We start from the raw sequence: 16,132 nt of genomic DNA, 5'->3' as shown, positions 1-16,132 counted from the left end.
GCCTGAAGATGACCGTGATTTACCAGACCACCATTACGCATATCGGCGCCAGCGCGGCGATGGCGCTGGACGAGCAGATGCTGATCACCTTCCGCGAAGGCGCCCCGGCCGATATCGAAGAGTACTGCTTTATTCACAACCACGGCGAGCTCTCCGGCGCGCTGGTGCCGGGCGCTGAGCTGCAGCTCGGCGAGCTGCGCTACCCGGTCACCGCCGTCGGCGACGTCGCCGAGCAGAACCTGCGCGAGCTGGGCCATATCACGCTGCGCTTTGACGGCCACCGCGAAGCGGAATTCCCCGGAACCGTACACGTGGCGGGGCCGGTGCCGGAAGGCATCGCCGCCGGCTGCGTACTGAAATTTGTTGCTTAAGCTGTAAGGAGAAAATTATGAATCAGGTTGCTGTTGTCATCGGTGGGGGACAAACCTTAGGGGAGTTTCTGTGTCGCGGGCTTGCCGCAGAAGGCTATCGCGTGGCGGTGGTCGATATTCAGAGCGATAAAGCGACCCGCGTCGCGCAGGCCATCAATGCAGAACATGGCGAAGGCACGGCGTGGGGCTTCGGCGCGGACGCCACCAGCGAAGCCAGCGTGGTCGCCCTCGCCCGCGGGGTAGACGAAATATTTTCCCGCGTCGACCTGCTGGTCTATAGCGCCGGGATCGCTAAAGCGGCGTTTATCAGCGACTTCGCGCTGGGGGATTTCGACCGTTCGCTGCAGGTGAATCTGGTGGGCTACTTCCTTTGCGCCCGCGAGTTCTCTCGCCTGATGATCCGCGACGGCATTAAAGGTCGCATCATCCAGATCAACTCTAAATCCGGCAAAGTGGGCAGCAAGCATAACTCCGGCTATAGCGCGGCGAAGTTCGGCGGCGTGGGGCTGACGCAGTCGCTGGCGCTGGACCTCGCGGAGTACGGGATTACCGTGCACTCCCTGATGCTCGGCAACCTGCTGAAGTCGCCGATGTTCCAGTCTCTGCTGCCGCAGTACGCCACCAAGCTGGGGATCCCGGAGGAGCAGGTCGAGCAGTATTACATCGACAAAGTCCCGCTGAAGCGCGGCTGCGATTACCAGGACGTACTTAACGTGCTGATGTTTTACGCCAGTCCGCAGGCTTCATACTGCACCGGGCAGTCCATCAACGTCACCGGCGGGCAGGTGATGTTTTAAACCAGAGGTCCCGGATTGCGCTGCGCTTATCCGGGCTACAAAACCGGCACCCCGCGCCGATCCGTAGCCCGGGTAAGGCGCAACGCGCCGCCTCCGGGGAAATATCGCACACCTTAAGGAGACTTTTATGGTTACCGCACTTATCACTATCGCCGCCATCGCCTGGATAACCCAGCTCGCCTTTGGCGGCTGGCAGATCAGGCAGTTCAATCGCGCATTCGATCGGCTGTGCCAGCAGGGACGCGTCGGCGTCGGCCGCTCCTCGGGGCGGTTCAAGCCGCGCGCCGTCGTCGCCATCGCCGTCGACGAAAACGACCGCATTCGCGATACGCTGTTAATGAAAGGCCTCACCGTCTTCGCCAGGCCGCAAAAAATTCCCGCCCTCACCGGTAAGCATCTTAAGGAATTGCAGCCTGATGTGATCTTTCCCAATGATCCGCTCTGTCAGAATGCACTATCATTAGCGCTTAATCCGAAACATGGATAATTTCGTTGTGAACGTTAATATCTTGCGAAATTATCATTTCGAAACTTTAAACGCAGGATACAACGCCTATGAAACCACGTCAGCGCCAGGCAGCCATTCTCGAGCACCTGCAATCGCAGGGCAAATGCTCGGTCGAAGAGCTGGCGCAACACTTCGACACCACCGGCACCACCATCCGTAAGGATCTGGTGATCCTTGAGAATGCCGGTACCGTTATCCGCACTTACGGCGGCGTGGTGTTAAATAAAGACGAGGCCGATCCGCCCATCGACCACAAAACGCTGATCAACACCCATAAAAAAGAGCGGATTGCCGAAGCCGCGGTCAGCTTTATTCACGATGGCGACTCGATCATTCTTGACGCCGGCAGTACGGTGCTGCAAATGGTGCCGATGCTCAGCCGCTTCAATAACATTACCGTGATGACCAACAGCCTGCATATCGTCAACGCCCTCTCCGAACTGGATAACGAACAAACCATCCTGATGCCGGGCGGCACGTTCCGCAAAAAATCGGCCTCCTTTCACGGCCAGCTGGCGGAAAACGCCTTCGAACACTTCAGCTTCGATCGACTGTTTATGGGCACCGACGGCATTGATTTAATCGCCGGCGTCACCACCTTTAATGAGGTTTATACGGTCAGCAAAGCGATGTGCAATGCCGCCCGCGAAGTTATCCTGATGGCCGACTCGTCGAAGTTTGGCCGCAAAAGTCCCAATATCGTCTGCGGCCTGGAGAGCGTAGACAAACTGATTACCGATGCCGATATCAGCCCGGAATTTAAGCGGGCGCTGGAAGACAAAGGCATCGAAGTCATTATTACTGGAGAACATCATGAGTAACTTTCTGTTAGAAGCCGGACGCCAGACCCTGATGCTGGAGCTTCAGGAGGCGAGCCGCCTGCCTGAACGCCTGGGCGACGACTTCATCCGCGCGGCGGAAACCATTATCCACTGCGAGGGCAAACTGGTCGTCTCCGGTATCGGTAAATCGGGTCATATTGGTAAAAAGCTGGCCGCCACCTTCGCCAGCACCGGCACCCCGGCATTTTTTGTTCACCCGGCGGAAGCGCTGCACGGCGACCTCGGCATGCTCGACAGCCGCGACGTGATGCTGTTTATCTCTTACTCCGGCAGCGCTAAAGAGCTGGATCTTATCGTTCCGCGCCTGGAGGAAAAATCAATTCCGCTGCTGGCGATGACCGGTAAATCCACTTCACCGCTGGCGCTGGCGGCCAAAGCGGTGCTTGATATTGCCGTAGAGCGTGAAGCCTGCCCGATGCACCTCGCGCCCACCTCCAGCACCGTCAATACCCTGATGCTCGGCGACGCGCTGGCCATGGCGGTCATGCAGGCCCGCGGCTTTAACGAAGAAGATTTCGCCCGTTCGCACCCGGCCGGCGCGCTGGGCGCGCGGCTGCTGAACAAAGTTCACCATCTGATGCGCCGCGACGTCGACGTGCCGCGCGTCGCCAACGACACCAGCGTCATGGACGCGATGCTCGAACTCAGCCGCACCGGCCTGGGGCTGGTGGCGGTCTGCGATGAGCGCAATCACGTGCAGGGCGTCTTTACCGACGGCGACCTGCGCCGCTGGCTGGTGGGCGGCGGCAGCTTACAGGATATCGTCAGCCAGGCGATGACCCGCAACGGCGTCACTCTGCAAGCGGAAAGCCGCGCGATAGAAGCCAAAGAGCGCCTGATGAAGCATAAAATCAGCGCCGCTCCGGTGGTGGATGAAAGCGGCCAGCTGGTCGGCGCGATTAACCTGCAGAATTTTTATCAGGCCGGGATCCTTTAAGCCCCAGACGCTTCGCCAGCCGGTGCAGGTTGGCGACGTCGAGCCCCAGCGCGCGGGCGGCGGCGGCCCAGCTGCGGCCATTAGCAGCCAGCGCGCTGGCGATCGCTTCGCGCTGGAACGCCTCCGTCGCCTCGCGCAGGCTCACCGCTTCCGCCGCCGGCTGCGGGCTGACGGTCGGCAAGGCTGGCGCTTCCCCGGCCAGCTGAAAATGCTGCGGCTCCAGCACGATATCATTACCCGCCTGCGTCGCCCGCGCCAGCACCACCGCCCGATGAATCGCGTGCTCCAGTTCGCGTACGTTGCCCGGCCATGACCAGGCGAGCAGCCTGGCCCGCGTCGCTTCGCTTAAAATCACCTGCGCCAGCCCCATACGCAAACGGCACTGTTCGCAAAAATAGCCGGCCAGCAGCACTACATCACTTTCCCGCTCGCGCAGCGCCGGAACCGACAGCGGAAACACGCTCAGGCGATGATACAGGTCGGCGCGAAAGCGCCCCTCCACCACCTCCTGACGCAGGTCGCGGTTGGTGGCCGCCAGCACCCGCACATCAACCCGCAGGCTGCGATCGTCGCCGACGCGCTGAATATCGCCATACTGCAGCACCCGCAGCAGCTTGGCCTGGAGCGCCAGCGAAAGCTCGCCAATTTCATCGAGGAACAGCGTCCCGTTGTCCGCCATTTCAAATTTACCGCTGCGGTTGCTGATCGCCCCGGTAAACGCCCCTTTGACGTGGCCAAACAGCTCGCTCTCCGCCACGCTCTCCGGCAGGGCCGCGCAGTTGAGATAGACCAGCGGATTGGCCGCCCGCGGCGACCCCTGATGCACCGCTTTCGCCACCAGCTCTTTGCCGGTGCCGGTCTCGCCGCTAATCAGCACGTTTAAGTCAGAAGCCGCGACGATATCGATCTCTTTTTTCAGCTGCAGCATCGGCGCCGACAGGCCAATCATCTCCTGACGTTTGGCTGCCGGATACACGATAGCCTGCTCCGGCAGCACGTTTTGATTCTCCAGCCGGGCGATCAGCAGCGCGTTATTGAGCGCCCCGGCCACCAGGGCGGCAATCAGGCGCAGCTCCTCGTCGCTGAAGCTGTCAAAACGGTCCGCATCCATGCCGTCGAGGGTGAGCGCGCCGATCAGGGTTTGCCCGGCAAACAGCGGCAGGCCGACGCAGGCGTGCACCTTCAGGCTCTCCTGTCCGGGGATCAGGCCATCGTAAGGGTCCGGCAGATCGCTATCCGCCGGGAAGCGCACCACGTCCCCCGCCCGGGCAATCGCCTCCAGCCGCGGGTGGCCTTCAAGGGCAAAGCGTCGGCCAAGTACGTCCTGGGCCAGGCCATCAATCGCCAGCGGCACAAACTGGTGCGCCTCGTAGCGCAGCAGCGCCGAAGCATCGCAGCCGAGTATCTGCCGCAGGGTGGTAATCAAACGCGAAAAACGGTCGGCATGGCCGAGATCGCTTTGTAAATCAATGGCGATTTTCGCCAGGGCCTCGACGGAGAAACTCATTGTCGCCTCATAGTCATTTTGACACCAAACGTAGTCATATCGACTATTTTAACCATTGTCAATTTGACATCAACAGATTTAATAAAAAACTTAAAACACTTTAAATTCAATTATTTAAAAAGTTGGCACGCAACTTGATATAAGCAAAACATCTTATTTGAACACTGCTGAATTAATTGAGGTTGCTATGTCTATTCTGGTTAAAAATAACATTCATTGGGTTGGCCAACGCGACTGGGAAGTGCGTGATTTCCACGGGACTGAATACAAAACGCTGCGCGGCAGCAGCTACAACAGCTATCTCATCCGGGAAGAAAAAAATGTGCTGATCGATACCGTCGATCATAAATTCAGCCGTGAATTCGTGCAGAACCTGCGCGGTGAAATCGACCTCGCCGATATTGATTACATCATTATCAACCATGCTGAGGAGGACCATGCCGGCGCGCTGACCGAGCTGATGACCCAGATCCCGGACACCCCGATTTACTGTACCGCCAACGCCATCGACTCCATCACCGGACACCATCATCACCCGGAGTGGAATTTTAAGGTGGTGAAAACAGGCGACAGCCTGGATATCGGCAACGGCAAACAGCTGATTTTCGTGGAAACCCCGATGCTGCACTGGCCGGATAGCATGATGACCTATATGACCGGCGACGCGGTGCTGTTCAGCAACGACGCCTTCGGCCAGCACTACTGCGATGAACATCTGTTTAATGATGAAGTTGACCAAGTTGAGCTTTACGAGCAGTGCCAGCGCTACTATGCCAATATTCTGACCCCGTTCAGCCGCCTGGTGACGCCGAAAATTACCGAAATCCTCGGCTTTAACCTGCCGGTGGATATGATTGCGACCTCCCACGGCGTGGTCTGGCGCGATAACCCGACGCAGATCGTCGAAAAATATCTCGAGTGGGCGGCGGATTATCAGGAAGACCGCATCACGATTTTCTACGACACCATGTCCAACAACACCCGCATGATGGCCGACGCGATAGCCCAGGGCATTACCGACGTGGATCCGCGCGTGGCGGTGAAAATTTTCAACGTCGCCCGCAGCGATAAAAATGACATTCTGACCAACGTGTTCCGCTCGAAGGGCGTGCTGGTCGGCACCTCAACCATGAATAACGTGATGATGCCGAAAATCGCCGGGCTGGTGGAGGAGATGACCGGCCTGCGTTTCCGTAACAAGCGCGCCAGCGCCTTCGGCTCCCACGGCTGGAGCGGCGGCGCGGTTGACCGCCTGTCCACGCGTTTACAGGATGCGGGCTTTGAAATGTCCCTGAGCCTGAAGGCCAAATGGCGCCCGGATCTCGACGCGCTGGAAGTGTGCCGCGAGCACGGCCGCGAAATCGCCCGCCAGTGGGCCCTCTCCCCGCTGCCGGCGAGCCAGACCAAACACGCCGCGCCTGAGGCAACGCCCTGCGCAGCGCCAGCGGCAGCCGATCTCGGCCCGAAAATGCAGTGCAGCGTTTGCCAGTGGATTTACGACCCCGAACAGGGCGAACCGAACCAGGACGTCCAGCCGGGCACGCCGTGGAGCGAAGTCCCGGATAACTTCCTCTGCCCTGAGTGTTCGCTGGGTAAAGATGTGTTTGACGTTCTGGCATCGGAGGCAAAATGAGTGATGGCATCGTCATCATCGGTTCGGGCTTCGCGGCCCGTCAGCTGGTGAAAAATATTCGCAAGCAGGACCCGAATATCCCGCTGACCCTGATCGCCGCCGACAGCATGGATGAGTACAACAAACCGGATCTCAGCCATGTGGTCAGCCGCGGGCAGAACGCCGACGACCTGACCCTGCAAACGGCGGGCGAGTTTGCCGAGCAGTACAATCTGCGCCTGTTTCCGCATACCTGGGTCAGCGATATCGACGCCGAGCAGCACCTGGTGAAGAGCCAGGACCGCGAGTGGCGCTATGACAAACTGGTGCTGGCCACCGGCGCGACGCCGTTTATCCCACCGGTGCCGGGCCGCGAGCTGATGCTGACCCTGAACAGCCAGCGGGAATACGGTGCGGCGCAAAGCCAGCTGCGCGATGCAAAAAGGGTGCTGATCGTTGGCGGCGGGCTGATTGGCTGCGAGCTGGCGATGGATTTCTGCCGCGCCGGCAAAGCGGTGACGGTGGTGGATAACTCCGCCAGCGTACTGTCGGCCCTGATGCCGCCCGAGGCCAGCAGCCGACTGCAGCATCGTCTGACCGACATGGGCGTGCATCTGATGCTGAAGTCCCAGCTGGAAAGCCTGGCGCAGAGCGCCGACGGGATTCGCGTCACCCTTGACCGCCAGCGTACGGTGACGGTGGATGCGGTGGTGGCCGCCGCCGGTTTACGCCCGGAAACGGCGCTGGCGCGGCATGCGGGACTGCAGACGCACCGCGGCGTGGTGGTGAACAGCCAGCTGCAAACCAGCCATCCGGCGATTTACGCCCTCGGCGACTGCGCGGAAATCAACGGCATGGTCCTGCCTTTTCTGCAGCCGATTCTGCTAAGCGCCATGTGCCTGAGTAAAAATCTGCTGGCCCAGCAGGGAGAACTGAAGCTGCCGCCGATGCTGGTGAAGGTCAAAACGCCGGATTTACCGCTGCACCTGGCGGGCGATACCCGGCGCGAGGATCTGACGTGGAATATCGTTGCCGCCAAAGACGGCCTGGTCGCGAAAGGCGTTGACGCCGAGAACCAGCTGCGCGCTTTTGTGGTCAGCGAGGATCGCATGAAAGATGCTTTTGCCCTGCTCAAGCAGCTGGTGAGTTAACCTCGATGAAATGAGGTTATTCCCGGGTCGCGGCGTAAACGCCTTACCCGGGCTACCGGATCTCAGACGGCCATTAACCTGTAGCCCGGCTAAGCGCAGCGCGAGCCGGGGAAATGCCCAACCTACCGCGCCAGGTTATCGTACCCGCGCCAGCGGTAGTTGAGCACCGACAGCACCCAGCAGGCCACGAACAGCCCGACCACCACAAAACCTGCGTCGCCGAGATGGTCGTTCAATGCGCCAACCCAGCGCCAGAGGCCGCCGCTCAGAGAGAACTTATCCATCAACAGCCCCAGCGCTTCCAGACCGCCGATAAACAGCGCCACCACCACCGAGGTGCCGGTAATGGTCATATTGTAATAGAGCTTGCGCTGCGGCTTGCTGAACGCCCAGCCGTAGGCGCCGACCATCAGCACGTTATCGAGCGTATCCACCAGCGCCATCCCGCTGGCAAACAGCGCCGGAAAAACCATAATCGACCAAATTGACACCCCGCTCGACGCGCTGGCGGCGGAGATCCCCAGCACGCCGATTTCCGTCGCCGTATCAAAGCCGAGGCCAAACAGAAAGCCCACCAGATACATCTGCCAGCTGCGGCTAATCAGGCGGAAGGTTTTACCGAACAACCAGCTCATCATGCCGCCGCCGGTCATGACCTCATCGCTCACCTTTTCGCCCTGCTTCCACGCCCGAAAGCTGCGCCAGACGCTGCGCAAAATAACCAGGTTGATAAAGGCCATCACCAGCAGGAACAGCGCCGACACGGCGGTGCCGATAACGCTGCCGGTCTCGTGAAACCAGCTCATCTGCTGGCCAAACGCGGTGGCGGTCGCGGCAATCGCCGCCGAAGCCAGCACCACAATCGACGAATGCCCCAGCGAGAACCACGCGCCAACGGCAAAAGGCCGCTTCCCCTGCTGCATCATTTTGCGGGTCACGTTGTCGATGGCCGCGATATGGTCGGCGTCCACCGCGTGGCGCAGACCATAACCCCAGGCCAGCAGGCTGGCGGCCATCAGCGCGCCGCTGCCGCCGAACGCCGTAAACGCCCAGCCCCAGGCCAGCAAATTGGCGGCAATCAATGCCAGCACCAGCGCCGCTGCGCGCGGCTGCTGACGCAAAATCGTCACTATCATATCGGTGTCCTTTAAGCCTGTAGGCGGGCCGCAGCGATAACCGCCTGGCCGAGGGCAATCGCGCCATCGCCTGCGGGCAGCTGCTGCGGAAAGAGCAGAGTAAAATCGGCCAGATAAAAGGTCAATCGCGCCGTCAGCAGGCGGTTGTGCAGTACCCCGCCGCCGAAGGCCAGCGTGTGAATATTCCGCGCGTTCGCGCAATCGCGCATCATGGCCGCCAGCCCGCGGGCCAGCGCATCATGAAAGGCCCACGCTTTTTGCGCCGGGCTCGCCTGCCAGCTCAGCCACTGCTGCCAGAACGTCGCCAGATCCAGTTTTCCATCGCGCCACGGTAGCGTCGCCGGATGCTCAACTCCTTCGCAGGTCGCCGCCAGCGCCTCCAGACGGCACGCCGCTTCCCCCTCATAGCTCAGGGTTAGCGGAGCGCAGCCCAGCGCGCAGGCGACGGCGTCAAACAGACGGCCGCACGACGATGCCTGCGGCGCATTAATACCGCGCTCGATTGCCCGCGCCAGCAGCGGCCAGCTTTGCTGGCGCAGCGCGGCGGTGTCGGCATAATTCTGCCACTCGGGGACGAAGGCCAGGCAGTGGGCGAGCAGATTGCGCCACGGCTGACGCGCCGCGAGGTCGCCGCCAGGCAGCGCCACCGCCGGCAGACCGCCGAGATGCTCGCACTCGCGATAGTTGACCCGCAGGCACTCGCCGCCCCACAGTTCGCCGTTTTCCCCCATCCCGATACCGTCGAGGGTCAGGGCAATCACGTCGCCGCCCTCCCGCGGCCAGCGGTGCTCGGCCAGGCAGGCGGCCGCGTGGGCATGATGATGCAACACGCGGTCCACCGGAAGCGCCAGCGACGCCGCCCACCGCGAAGCGCGGTAGCCGGGATGGGCGTCGGCAACCACCCGCTGGGGGGTAAAAGCGTAAATCTCCTGCATCAGACGCAGCGCCTGCCGCCACTGCGCCTCGACGCCCTCCTCATCGAGATCGCCAAAATGCTGGCTGAGCACCGCTTCATCGCCGCGCAGCAGGCAGAACGTATTTTTCATATCCGCGCCGAGAGCCAGCAGCGGCGGTACGTCGTGGAAACCCGGCGGCAGCGCCAGCGCGTCAGGCACGTAGCCACGGGCACGGCGCAGCATCTCGCCGCTTTGCCGCACCACGGAATCATCCATCCGCTGCACAATCTCGCGATTATGCAGCAGAAATCCGTCGGCAATTCCGGCTAAATCCGCCAGCGCCTCGGCGTTGGTTAACGCCGGCGGGCGGCCGCTGAGGTTGCCGGAGGTCATCACTAATGGGCGCGCCAGCGCCTGCGAAAGTAAATGCTGCAGTGGATTAGACGGCAGCATCCCCCCTACTTCCGCAAGCCCTGGCGCAATCTGGTCGCACAGGCCGGCCACCTGCGTTTTCTCCAGCAGCACGATCGGCGCGGCGGGAGAGGTCAGCAGCGTCAGCGCCGGTTCATCGAGCCCCGCCGTTGTCGCCAGCATCACCGCCAGCGGTTTCGCCGGGCGATGCTTGCGCGCCCGCAGCTTCGCCACGGCCTCGCGGTTTCCGGCGTCGCACAGCAGATGGAAACCGCCCAGCCCCTTCACCGCCACAATATCGCCCGCCAGCAGGCGAGCAATCGTCGCATCTAAGGCGGCCTCGCCAAATAAATGCTCCTGCGGGCCGCGCCACTCCAGCTGCGGCCCGCACTCGGCGCAGGCTACCGGCTGCGCGTGAAAGCGGCGATCGGCGGGATCGCCATATTCCGTCGCGCAGGCGGGGCAAAGAGGAAACGGCGACATAGAGGTCAGCGGGCGGTCGTAGGGCATAGCGCGAATAATGGTAAAGCGCGGCCCGCAGTGGGTGCAGTTGATAAACGGATAGCGGTAGCGGCGCTCCCGCGGGTTGTTCATCTCCGCCAGGCATGCCGGGCAGGTAGCGGCATCGGGCACAATCTGCGTGCGCATGCTTCCGGCCCCGCTTTGGCGGATGGTAAAGCCCGGCGGCGGCGCGGCCCAGACAAAAGGCGCCGCTGCCGCGCTGTCGATACGCGCCAGCGGCGGGCAGCGCCGGGTTAACGCGGCGAGAAATGGCGCATCATCGCCGACAAGGCGCACCAGCACGCCGTCGCCGTCGTTGCACACGTCGCCGCGCAGCCCCAGCTGCTGCGCCAGCTGCCAGACGAAGGGGCGGAATCCCACCCCCTGCACTTTACCGCGAATGCGGATTTGCACCCCGTTCATTGCGCGACCGGCTTACCAGGCCAGCGCGGTGCGGCGGCGTTTTTCGATATTCATCTGTTCGAGCTTGTTGCGGTCGACGCAAATCAGCGCGTGGGTCGGACAGGCATCCATACAGGCCGGGCCTTCCTCACGGTGGTGGCAAAGGTCGCATTTGTTGGCTTCGGCTTTTTCCGCCATCACGTTCAGCCCCGCGCCGCTGTGGCGGATAACCGGGCGCACCACCACTTCCATGGCGCCGTAGGGACAGGCCACCACGCAGGTTTTGCAGCCGATGCAGCGCTCCTGCATCACGTGGACGAAGCCCTGATCGCGGCCGATCGCGCCGTTCGGACAGACGTTGGCGCACGGGGCGTCCTCGCACTGACGGCAGGCGGTGGCCGTCGACACATTAACGCCTTTGATCACGTGAATACGCGGTAAAAAGCTTTTTGGCGTCAGCGCGGCGCAGTCCTGATTTTCCTGATGAGAGACCACGCAGGCCACTTCACAGGTGCGGCAGCCGATGCATTTGCTCGCGTCGGCGATAATGAAACGGTTCATCCATTTCTCCAGCTGTAAGAAGGTTACGCGCCGGAGTATGCATAATGCGTTCCAACTTTTATCTTACTGATATTAAAGAAGATAAATACGGAAGATACTGTCATCGTCAGTTGTGACGATGACAGCTGACGACGTCAGGCGTGCGGGCCGGGAACCATCGAGTCGCGTTCAATCAGCTCGCCGGAAAAGGTTTGCTGAAATTTAAAATCGCCGCCGTCGAGCATAAAGATCAGCCGGTTGATGCTCTCTTTGATCATCTCCGTCACCGGGACTTTGACGCTGGAGAGCGCCGGCACCATAAACGGCGCCAGCGCGATATCGTCAAAGCCCACCACCGAAACCTGCTCCGGAACCTTGACGCCGAGCTGGTGCAACTGCTTCATCGCGCCAACCGCCATATCGTCGTTGCTCGCCACCAGCGCGCTATAGCCGACGCGGCGCTGGCGCAGCGTCTCGACTCCCGCCGCGCCGGTTTCCGGCGTCCAGCGGCCTTCGACGATCAGAGAGTCATTCAGGGCAATGCCGCCGCGGGCCAACGCGTCTTTATAGCCCGAGAGACGCTCTACGCCGGTTGGCGAATCCAGCGAACCGGTAATAAACGCGATTTCCCGATGGCCCAGCGCGATAAGCTTTTCCACCGCCATCATCGCCGAGGCCTTTTGATCGGACCAGACGCAGTGGCTGGCGTTGCGGCGCAGGCGGCGGTTGAGCACCATGATCGGCCGCTCATGATTTTCGATAATCTCATCCATCTCATCAACGCTGAGAAAGCGCGGATAGATAATAATCGCATCGCAGCGCAGATCGAGCAGATACTGAATCGCCTCGCGCTCCTCCTCCGCGCTGTGCTTGCCGTCGGCGAGGATCAGCTGCCGCCCTTTGTCTTCGGTCATCCGCGCCACGTGGTAAAGCAGTTCGCTGAAATAGACGCCGTGATAAAGGGTGTTGGTCACCACCAGCCCGAGGGTCTGGGTCTTTTTCGTCGCCAGGTTGCGCGCCAGCAGATTCGGCCGGTAGCCGCTTTCGGCCACCGCCTGGAAGACGCGATCTTTGGTCTCCTGGCTGACATAGCCGTTCCCCGACAGCACCCGCGAAACGGTGGCCTTTGACACCCCCGCGCGCTTCGCTACCTCCAGCATCGTTGCCATGTGGTTATTCCTGTTGCCAATGTTGCCCGCAGTGTACTGCACGCGCTGCGCTTTTTCAGCATTTGCGCGTCGCCCGCGCTGATGCGCACACAGCGATCAAAATCACAAAATCAAGATCTTATTTTTTTATTTCTTGTATGCATTCATGAAACTAATCATGATTTTGTGGAACCGGTTTCCTATGTATGCATGATGCCGCTCCGCTTTCCGGCGCGGTGACAAGCCAGTACCCCATTGATAAACAGGATAAAATCCTATGTCTAAAAATTATGCAGCTCTGGCGCAGCAGATTATCGCGGCAATTGGCGGCGCAGATAACGTTGCCGCCGTCACCCACTGCATGACCCGCCTGCGTTTCGTGGTCAAAGACAACGAGCGGGTCGACAGCGCCACCCTCAAAGGGCTGAAAGGCGTGCTCGGCGTCGTGCGTAGCGATAACCAGTGCCAGGTGATCGTGGGCAATACCGTCTCCCAGGCGTATCGCGAAGTGGTCGCGCTGCTGCCGGGGGATCTACGCCCCGCCGAACCGCAGGGGAAACCGCCCATTACCCTGAAACGCATCGGCGCCGGGATCCTCGACGCGCTGATCGGCACCATGTCGCCGCTGATCCCGGCGATTATCGGCGGATCGATGGTTAAGCTGCTGGCAATGATCCTCGAGATGACCGGCGTGCTGCCCAAAGGCGCGACAACGCTGACTATTCTGACGGTTATCGGCGACGGCGCGTTCTTCTTCCTGCCGCTGATGGTTGCGGCCTCCGCGGCGGTGAAGTTCAAAACCAATATGTCGCTGGCGATTGCGATTGCCGGGGTGCTGGTACACCCGAGCTTTATCGAGCTGATGGCCAAAGCCGCCCAGGGCGAGCACGTGGAGTTCGCCTTTATTCCGGTGACGGCGGTGAAATACACCTATACCGTGATCCCGGCGCTGGTGATGACCTGGTGCCTCTCCTATATCGAACGCTGGGTCGACCGTATCACCCCGGCGGTGACAAAAAACTTCCTTAAACCGATGCTGATCGTGCTGATCGCCGCTCCGCTGTCGATTCTGCTGATTGGCCCGCTCGGCATCTGGATCGGTAGCGCCATTTCCGCGCTGGTCTATACGATCCACAGCTATCTCGGCTGGCTGTCGGTGGCGATCATGGGCGCCCTGTGGCCGCTGCTGGTAATGACCGGGATGCACCGGGTCTTTACCCCGACTATCATTCAGACCATCGCCGAAACCGGCAAAGAGGGCATGGTAATGCCGTCGGAAATCGGCGCTAATCTGTCGCTGGGCGGTTCGTCGCTGGCGGTGGCGTGGAAAACCAAAAACCCGGAGCTGCGCCAGACGGCGCTGGCGGCCGCGGCTTCCGCGATTCTGGCGGGGATTTCCGAACCGGCGCTGTACGGCGTGGCGGTGCGGCTGAAGCGACCGCTGATCGCCAGCCTGATCAGCGGCTTTATCTGCGGCGCGGTGGCCGGTATTGCCGGGCTCGCCAGCCACTCAATGGCGGCGCCGGGGTTGTTTACCAGCGTCCAGTTTTTCGACCCGGCCAATCCGATGACCATCGTCTGGGTCTTCGGCGTCATGGCGCTGGCGGTAGTGCTGTCGTTTGTCCTGACGCTAATGCTTGGCTTTGAAGATATTCCGCAAGAAGAAGCCGCCGCCGACGCCAGACAGCGCCAGGCCGGCACCCAGGCTTCTCACGCCTGAACACCATTTTGTTAACGAGGTAACGCATGGCGACTTTTCCACAGGGATTTTTATGGGGCGGCGCACTGGCCGCCAACCAGTCCGAAGGGGCATATCTGGAGGGTGGCAAAGGGCTGACCACCGTCGATATGATTCCCCACGGCGCGCACCGCCTGGCGGTCAAGCTGGGGCAGGAGAAACGCTTCGCGCTGCGCGACGATGAGTTCTACCCGAGCCACGAGGCGATCGATTTTTATCATCGTTATAAAGAAGATATCGCCCTGATGGCGGAGATGGGCTTTAGCGTCTTCCGCACCTCTATCGCCTGGAGCCGTCTGTTTCCTGAGGGCGATGAGCTGGAACCGAACCCGGAAGGGATCGCCTTTTATCGCTCGCTGTTCGAGGAGTGCAAAAAGCACCGCATCGAGCCGCTGGTGACGCTGTGCCATTTCGACGTGCCGATGCACCTGGTCACCGAGTACGGCTCCTGGCGCAATCGAAAAATGGTGGAGTTCTTCACCCGCTACGCCCGCACCTGCTTTGAAGCCTTTGATGGCTTGGTGAAATACTGGCTTACCTTCAATGAAATCAACATCATGCTGCATAGCCCGTTCTCCGGCGCCGGTCTGGTGTTTGAAGAGGGGGAAAATCAGGAGCAGGTGAAATACCAGGCCGCCCATCACGAACTGGTCGCCAGCGCCTTAGCGACCAAAATCGCCCACGAGGTGAATCCGCAAAATCAGGTCGGCTGTATGCTGGCGGGCGGCAACTTCTACCCCTACTCCTGTAAGCCGGAAGACGTGTGGATGGCGCTGGAGAAAGATCGCGAGAACCTGTTCTTTATCGATGTCCAGGCGCGCGGCGCGTATCCGGTATGGGCGGCGCGGGTATTCCGCGAGAAAGGCGTGACCATCGCCAAAGAAGCGGGCGATGATGAGATCCTGCGCCATACCGTCGATTTCGTCTCCTTCAGCTACTACGCTTCACGCTGCGCGTCGGCGGAGATGAACGCCGGCAACACCAGCGCCGCCAATATCGTTAAATCGCTGAAGAACCCGCATATTCAGGCCAGCGAATGGGGCTGGGGCATCGACCCGCTCGGCCTGCGCATCACCATGAATATGATGTATGACCGCTACCAGAAACCGCTGTTCCTCGTGGAAAACGGTCTCGGCGCGCGGGATGAGATTGACGCTAACGGCGAGATTAACGACGACTACCGCATCAGCTATCTGCGCGAGCATATTAAAGCGATGGGTGACGCCATCGAGGATGGCATTCCGGTGATGGGCTACACCAGCTGGGGCTGTATCGATCTGGTGTCCGCCTCCACCGGCGAGATGAGCAAGCGCTACGGCTTTGTCTACGTCGACCGCGACGATGCCGGACGCGGCACGCTGGCGCGAAAACGCAAAAAGTCGTTCTGGTGGTATAAGAAGGTGATTGCCAGCAATGGGGAAGATTTGGCGTAGTGTGCCCCGCAGACTGAGGGAGCCTCAGCTTAACAAACACCTGCAAAACGGAAATTTTCCCGGCTTGCGCTACGCTTAGCCGGGCTACAGGTTCATCAACGCCCGCAGACCGGTAGCCCGGGTAAGGCGTTTACGCCGCGACCCGGGAAAAAGTACGCTTGCTCCCCTGACCGAACTTCCGGCTACAGGTTCATCAACGCCC

General features: G+C 60.7%; 14 protein-coding genes. 9 read left to right on the top strand and 5 right to left on the bottom strand.

What is annotated here, in order from left to right:
* Positions 1 to 8: 8 nt before the first annotated feature.
* The 5 genes from srlB to gutQ all read left to right on the top strand — a co-directional run bounded on the left by srlB (position 9) and on the right by gutQ (position 3,455).
* Complete coding sequence (srlB, locus tag ABLV30_RS26040; protein WP_004132227.1) at positions 9 to 371, top strand: PTS glucitol/sorbitol transporter subunit IIA; 363 nt, start codon at positions 9 to 11, stop codon at positions 369 to 371.
* Positions 372 to 388: 17 nt separating this feature from the next.
* The gene (srlD, locus tag ABLV30_RS26035) at positions 389 to 1,168 is read left to right on the top strand and encodes a sorbitol-6-phosphate dehydrogenase (protein ID WP_014226518.1); all 780 of its coding nucleotides are present in this window, start codon (positions 389 to 391) and stop codon (positions 1,166 to 1,168) included.
* Between the two features lie 127 nt (positions 1,169 to 1,295).
* Positions 1,296 to 1,655 carry a transcriptional regulator GutM gene (gene gutM, locus ABLV30_RS26030; RefSeq protein ID WP_014839303.1) on the top strand — a complete coding sequence of 120 codons (360 nt, stop codon included), beginning with the start codon at positions 1,296 to 1,298 and terminating at the stop codon, positions 1,653 to 1,655.
* Between the two features lie 68 nt (positions 1,656 to 1,723).
* Positions 1,724 to 2,497: a DNA-binding transcriptional repressor gene (locus ABLV30_RS26025; protein ID WP_004104826.1), complete on the top strand. Its 774-nt coding sequence runs from the start codon at positions 1,724 to 1,726 to the stop codon at positions 2,495 to 2,497.
* Complete coding sequence (gene gutQ / locus ABLV30_RS26020; protein WP_032750970.1) at positions 2,490 to 3,455, top strand: arabinose-5-phosphate isomerase GutQ; 966 nt, start codon at positions 2,490 to 2,492, stop codon at positions 3,453 to 3,455. Before ABLV30_RS26025 ends, gutQ begins: the two co-directional genes overlap by 8 nt.
* On the opposite strand, the gene norR is transcribed toward gutQ, so the two are convergent.
* Complete coding sequence (gene norR, locus ABLV30_RS26015) at positions 3,418 to 4,962, bottom strand: nitric oxide reductase transcriptional regulator NorR (protein WP_265800399.1); 1,545 nt, start codon at positions 4,960 to 4,962, stop codon at positions 3,418 to 3,420. The two genes, gutQ and norR, sit on opposite strands and share 38 nt — an antisense overlap.
* Before the next feature lie 187 nt (positions 4,963 to 5,149).
* Between norR and norV the strand changes: the two genes are divergently transcribed.
* Entirely contained in the window at positions 5,150 to 6,595 is a 1,446-nt protein-coding gene (gene norV / locus ABLV30_RS26010; RefSeq protein WP_109241295.1) for an anaerobic nitric oxide reductase flavorubredoxin, read from the top strand.
* On the top strand, positions 6,592 to 7,725 hold the full coding sequence (gene norW, locus ABLV30_RS26005) for an NADH:flavorubredoxin reductase NorW (protein WP_038424877.1): 1,134 nt from the start codon (positions 6,592 to 6,594) through the stop codon (positions 7,723 to 7,725). Before norV ends, norW begins: the two co-directional genes overlap by 4 nt.
* 122 nt (positions 7,726 to 7,847) lie before the next feature.
* Here the strand turns inward: norW and ABLV30_RS26000 are convergent, their stop codons facing one another.
* The 4 genes from ABLV30_RS26000 to ABLV30_RS25985 form a co-directional block, all read right to left on the bottom strand.
* Complete coding sequence (locus tag ABLV30_RS26000) at positions 7,848 to 8,861, bottom strand: HoxN/HupN/NixA family nickel/cobalt transporter (protein WP_025107282.1); 1,014 nt, start codon at positions 8,859 to 8,861, stop codon at positions 7,848 to 7,850.
* An 11-nt stretch (positions 8,862 to 8,872) separates the two neighbouring features.
* Complete coding sequence (hypF, locus tag ABLV30_RS25995; protein ID WP_064406069.1) at positions 8,873 to 11,092, bottom strand: carbamoyltransferase HypF; 2,220 nt, start codon at positions 11,090 to 11,092, stop codon at positions 8,873 to 8,875.
* Positions 11,093 to 11,104: 12 nt separating this feature from the next.
* Entirely contained in the window at positions 11,105 to 11,632 is a 528-nt protein-coding gene (gene hydN, locus ABLV30_RS25990; protein WP_048260191.1) for an electron transport protein HydN, read from the bottom strand.
* 134 nt (positions 11,633 to 11,766) lie between these two features.
* Complete coding sequence (locus ABLV30_RS25985; RefSeq protein ID WP_025107280.1) at positions 11,767 to 12,780, bottom strand: LacI family DNA-binding transcriptional regulator; 1,014 nt, start codon at positions 12,778 to 12,780, stop codon at positions 11,767 to 11,769.
* A gap of 256 nt (positions 12,781 to 13,036) precedes the next feature.
* On the opposite strand from ABLV30_RS25985, the gene ascF reads away from it, so the two are divergent.
* Both ascF and ABLV30_RS25975 read left to right on the top strand, forming a co-directional pair.
* Positions 13,037 to 14,479 (top strand): PTS cellobiose/arbutin/salicin transporter subunit IIBC, encoded by a 1,443-nt coding sequence (ascF, locus tag ABLV30_RS25980; RefSeq protein ID WP_064375640.1) that lies wholly within the window; start codon positions 13,037 to 13,039, stop codon positions 14,477 to 14,479.
* A 26-nt stretch (positions 14,480 to 14,505) separates the two neighbouring features.
* Positions 14,506 to 15,930 (top strand): 6-phospho-beta-glucosidase, encoded by a 1,425-nt coding sequence (locus tag ABLV30_RS25975; RefSeq protein WP_032694625.1) that lies wholly within the window; start codon positions 14,506 to 14,508, stop codon positions 15,928 to 15,930.
* Positions 15,931 to 16,132: the final 202 nt, after the last annotated feature.

It is taken from the genome of Klebsiella sp. CN_Kp113 (assembly GCF_040064585.1).
GTDB lineage: Bacteria > Pseudomonadota > Gammaproteobacteria > Enterobacterales > Enterobacteriaceae > Klebsiella > Klebsiella michiganensis.
Note: the sequence above shows the minus strand (reverse complement) of the source record. Positions and strands in the feature narration are given on the sequence as shown.

Excerpts from the sequence above, each read along its gene's own strand:
- srlD (WP_014226518.1), top strand. The coding sequence starts at position 389 with ATGAATCAGGTTGCTGTTGTCATCGGTGGGGGACAAACCTTAGGGGAG.
- norW (WP_038424877.1), top strand. The coding sequence starts at position 6,592 with ATGAGTGATGGCATCGTCATCATCGGTTCGGGCTTCGCGGCCCGTCAG.
- hydN (WP_048260191.1), bottom strand. The coding sequence starts at position 11,632 with ATGAACCGTTTCATTATCGCCGACGCGAGCAAATGCATCGGCTGCCGC.
- srlB (WP_004132227.1), top strand. The coding sequence starts at position 9 with ATGACCGTGATTTACCAGACCACCATTACGCATATCGGCGCCAGCGCG.
- gutM (WP_014839303.1), top strand. The coding sequence starts at position 1,296 with ATGGTTACCGCACTTATCACTATCGCCGCCATCGCCTGGATAACCCAG.
- ascF (WP_064375640.1), top strand. The coding sequence starts at position 13,037 with ATGTCTAAAAATTATGCAGCTCTGGCGCAGCAGATTATCGCGGCAATT.
- norR (WP_265800399.1), bottom strand. The coding sequence starts at position 4,962 with ATGAGTTTCTCCGTCGAGGCCCTGGCGAAAATCGCCATTGATTTACAA.
- ABLV30_RS26025 (WP_004104826.1), top strand. The coding sequence starts at position 1,724 with ATGAAACCACGTCAGCGCCAGGCAGCCATTCTCGAGCACCTGCAATCG.
- ABLV30_RS25975 (WP_032694625.1), top strand. The coding sequence starts at position 14,506 with ATGGCGACTTTTCCACAGGGATTTTTATGGGGCGGCGCACTGGCCGCC.
- hypF (WP_064406069.1), bottom strand. The coding sequence starts at position 11,092 with ATGAACGGGGTGCAAATCCGCATTCGCGGTAAAGTGCAGGGGGTGGGA.
- norV (WP_109241295.1), top strand. The coding sequence starts at position 5,150 with ATGTCTATTCTGGTTAAAAATAACATTCATTGGGTTGGCCAACGCGAC.
- gutQ (WP_032750970.1), top strand. The coding sequence starts at position 2,490 with ATGAGTAACTTTCTGTTAGAAGCCGGACGCCAGACCCTGATGCTGGAG.
- ABLV30_RS25985 (WP_025107280.1), bottom strand. The coding sequence starts at position 12,780 with ATGGCAACGATGCTGGAGGTAGCGAAGCGCGCGGGGGTGTCAAAGGCC.
- ABLV30_RS26000 (WP_025107282.1), bottom strand. The coding sequence starts at position 8,861 with ATGATAGTGACGATTTTGCGTCAGCAGCCGCGCGCAGCGGCGCTGGTG.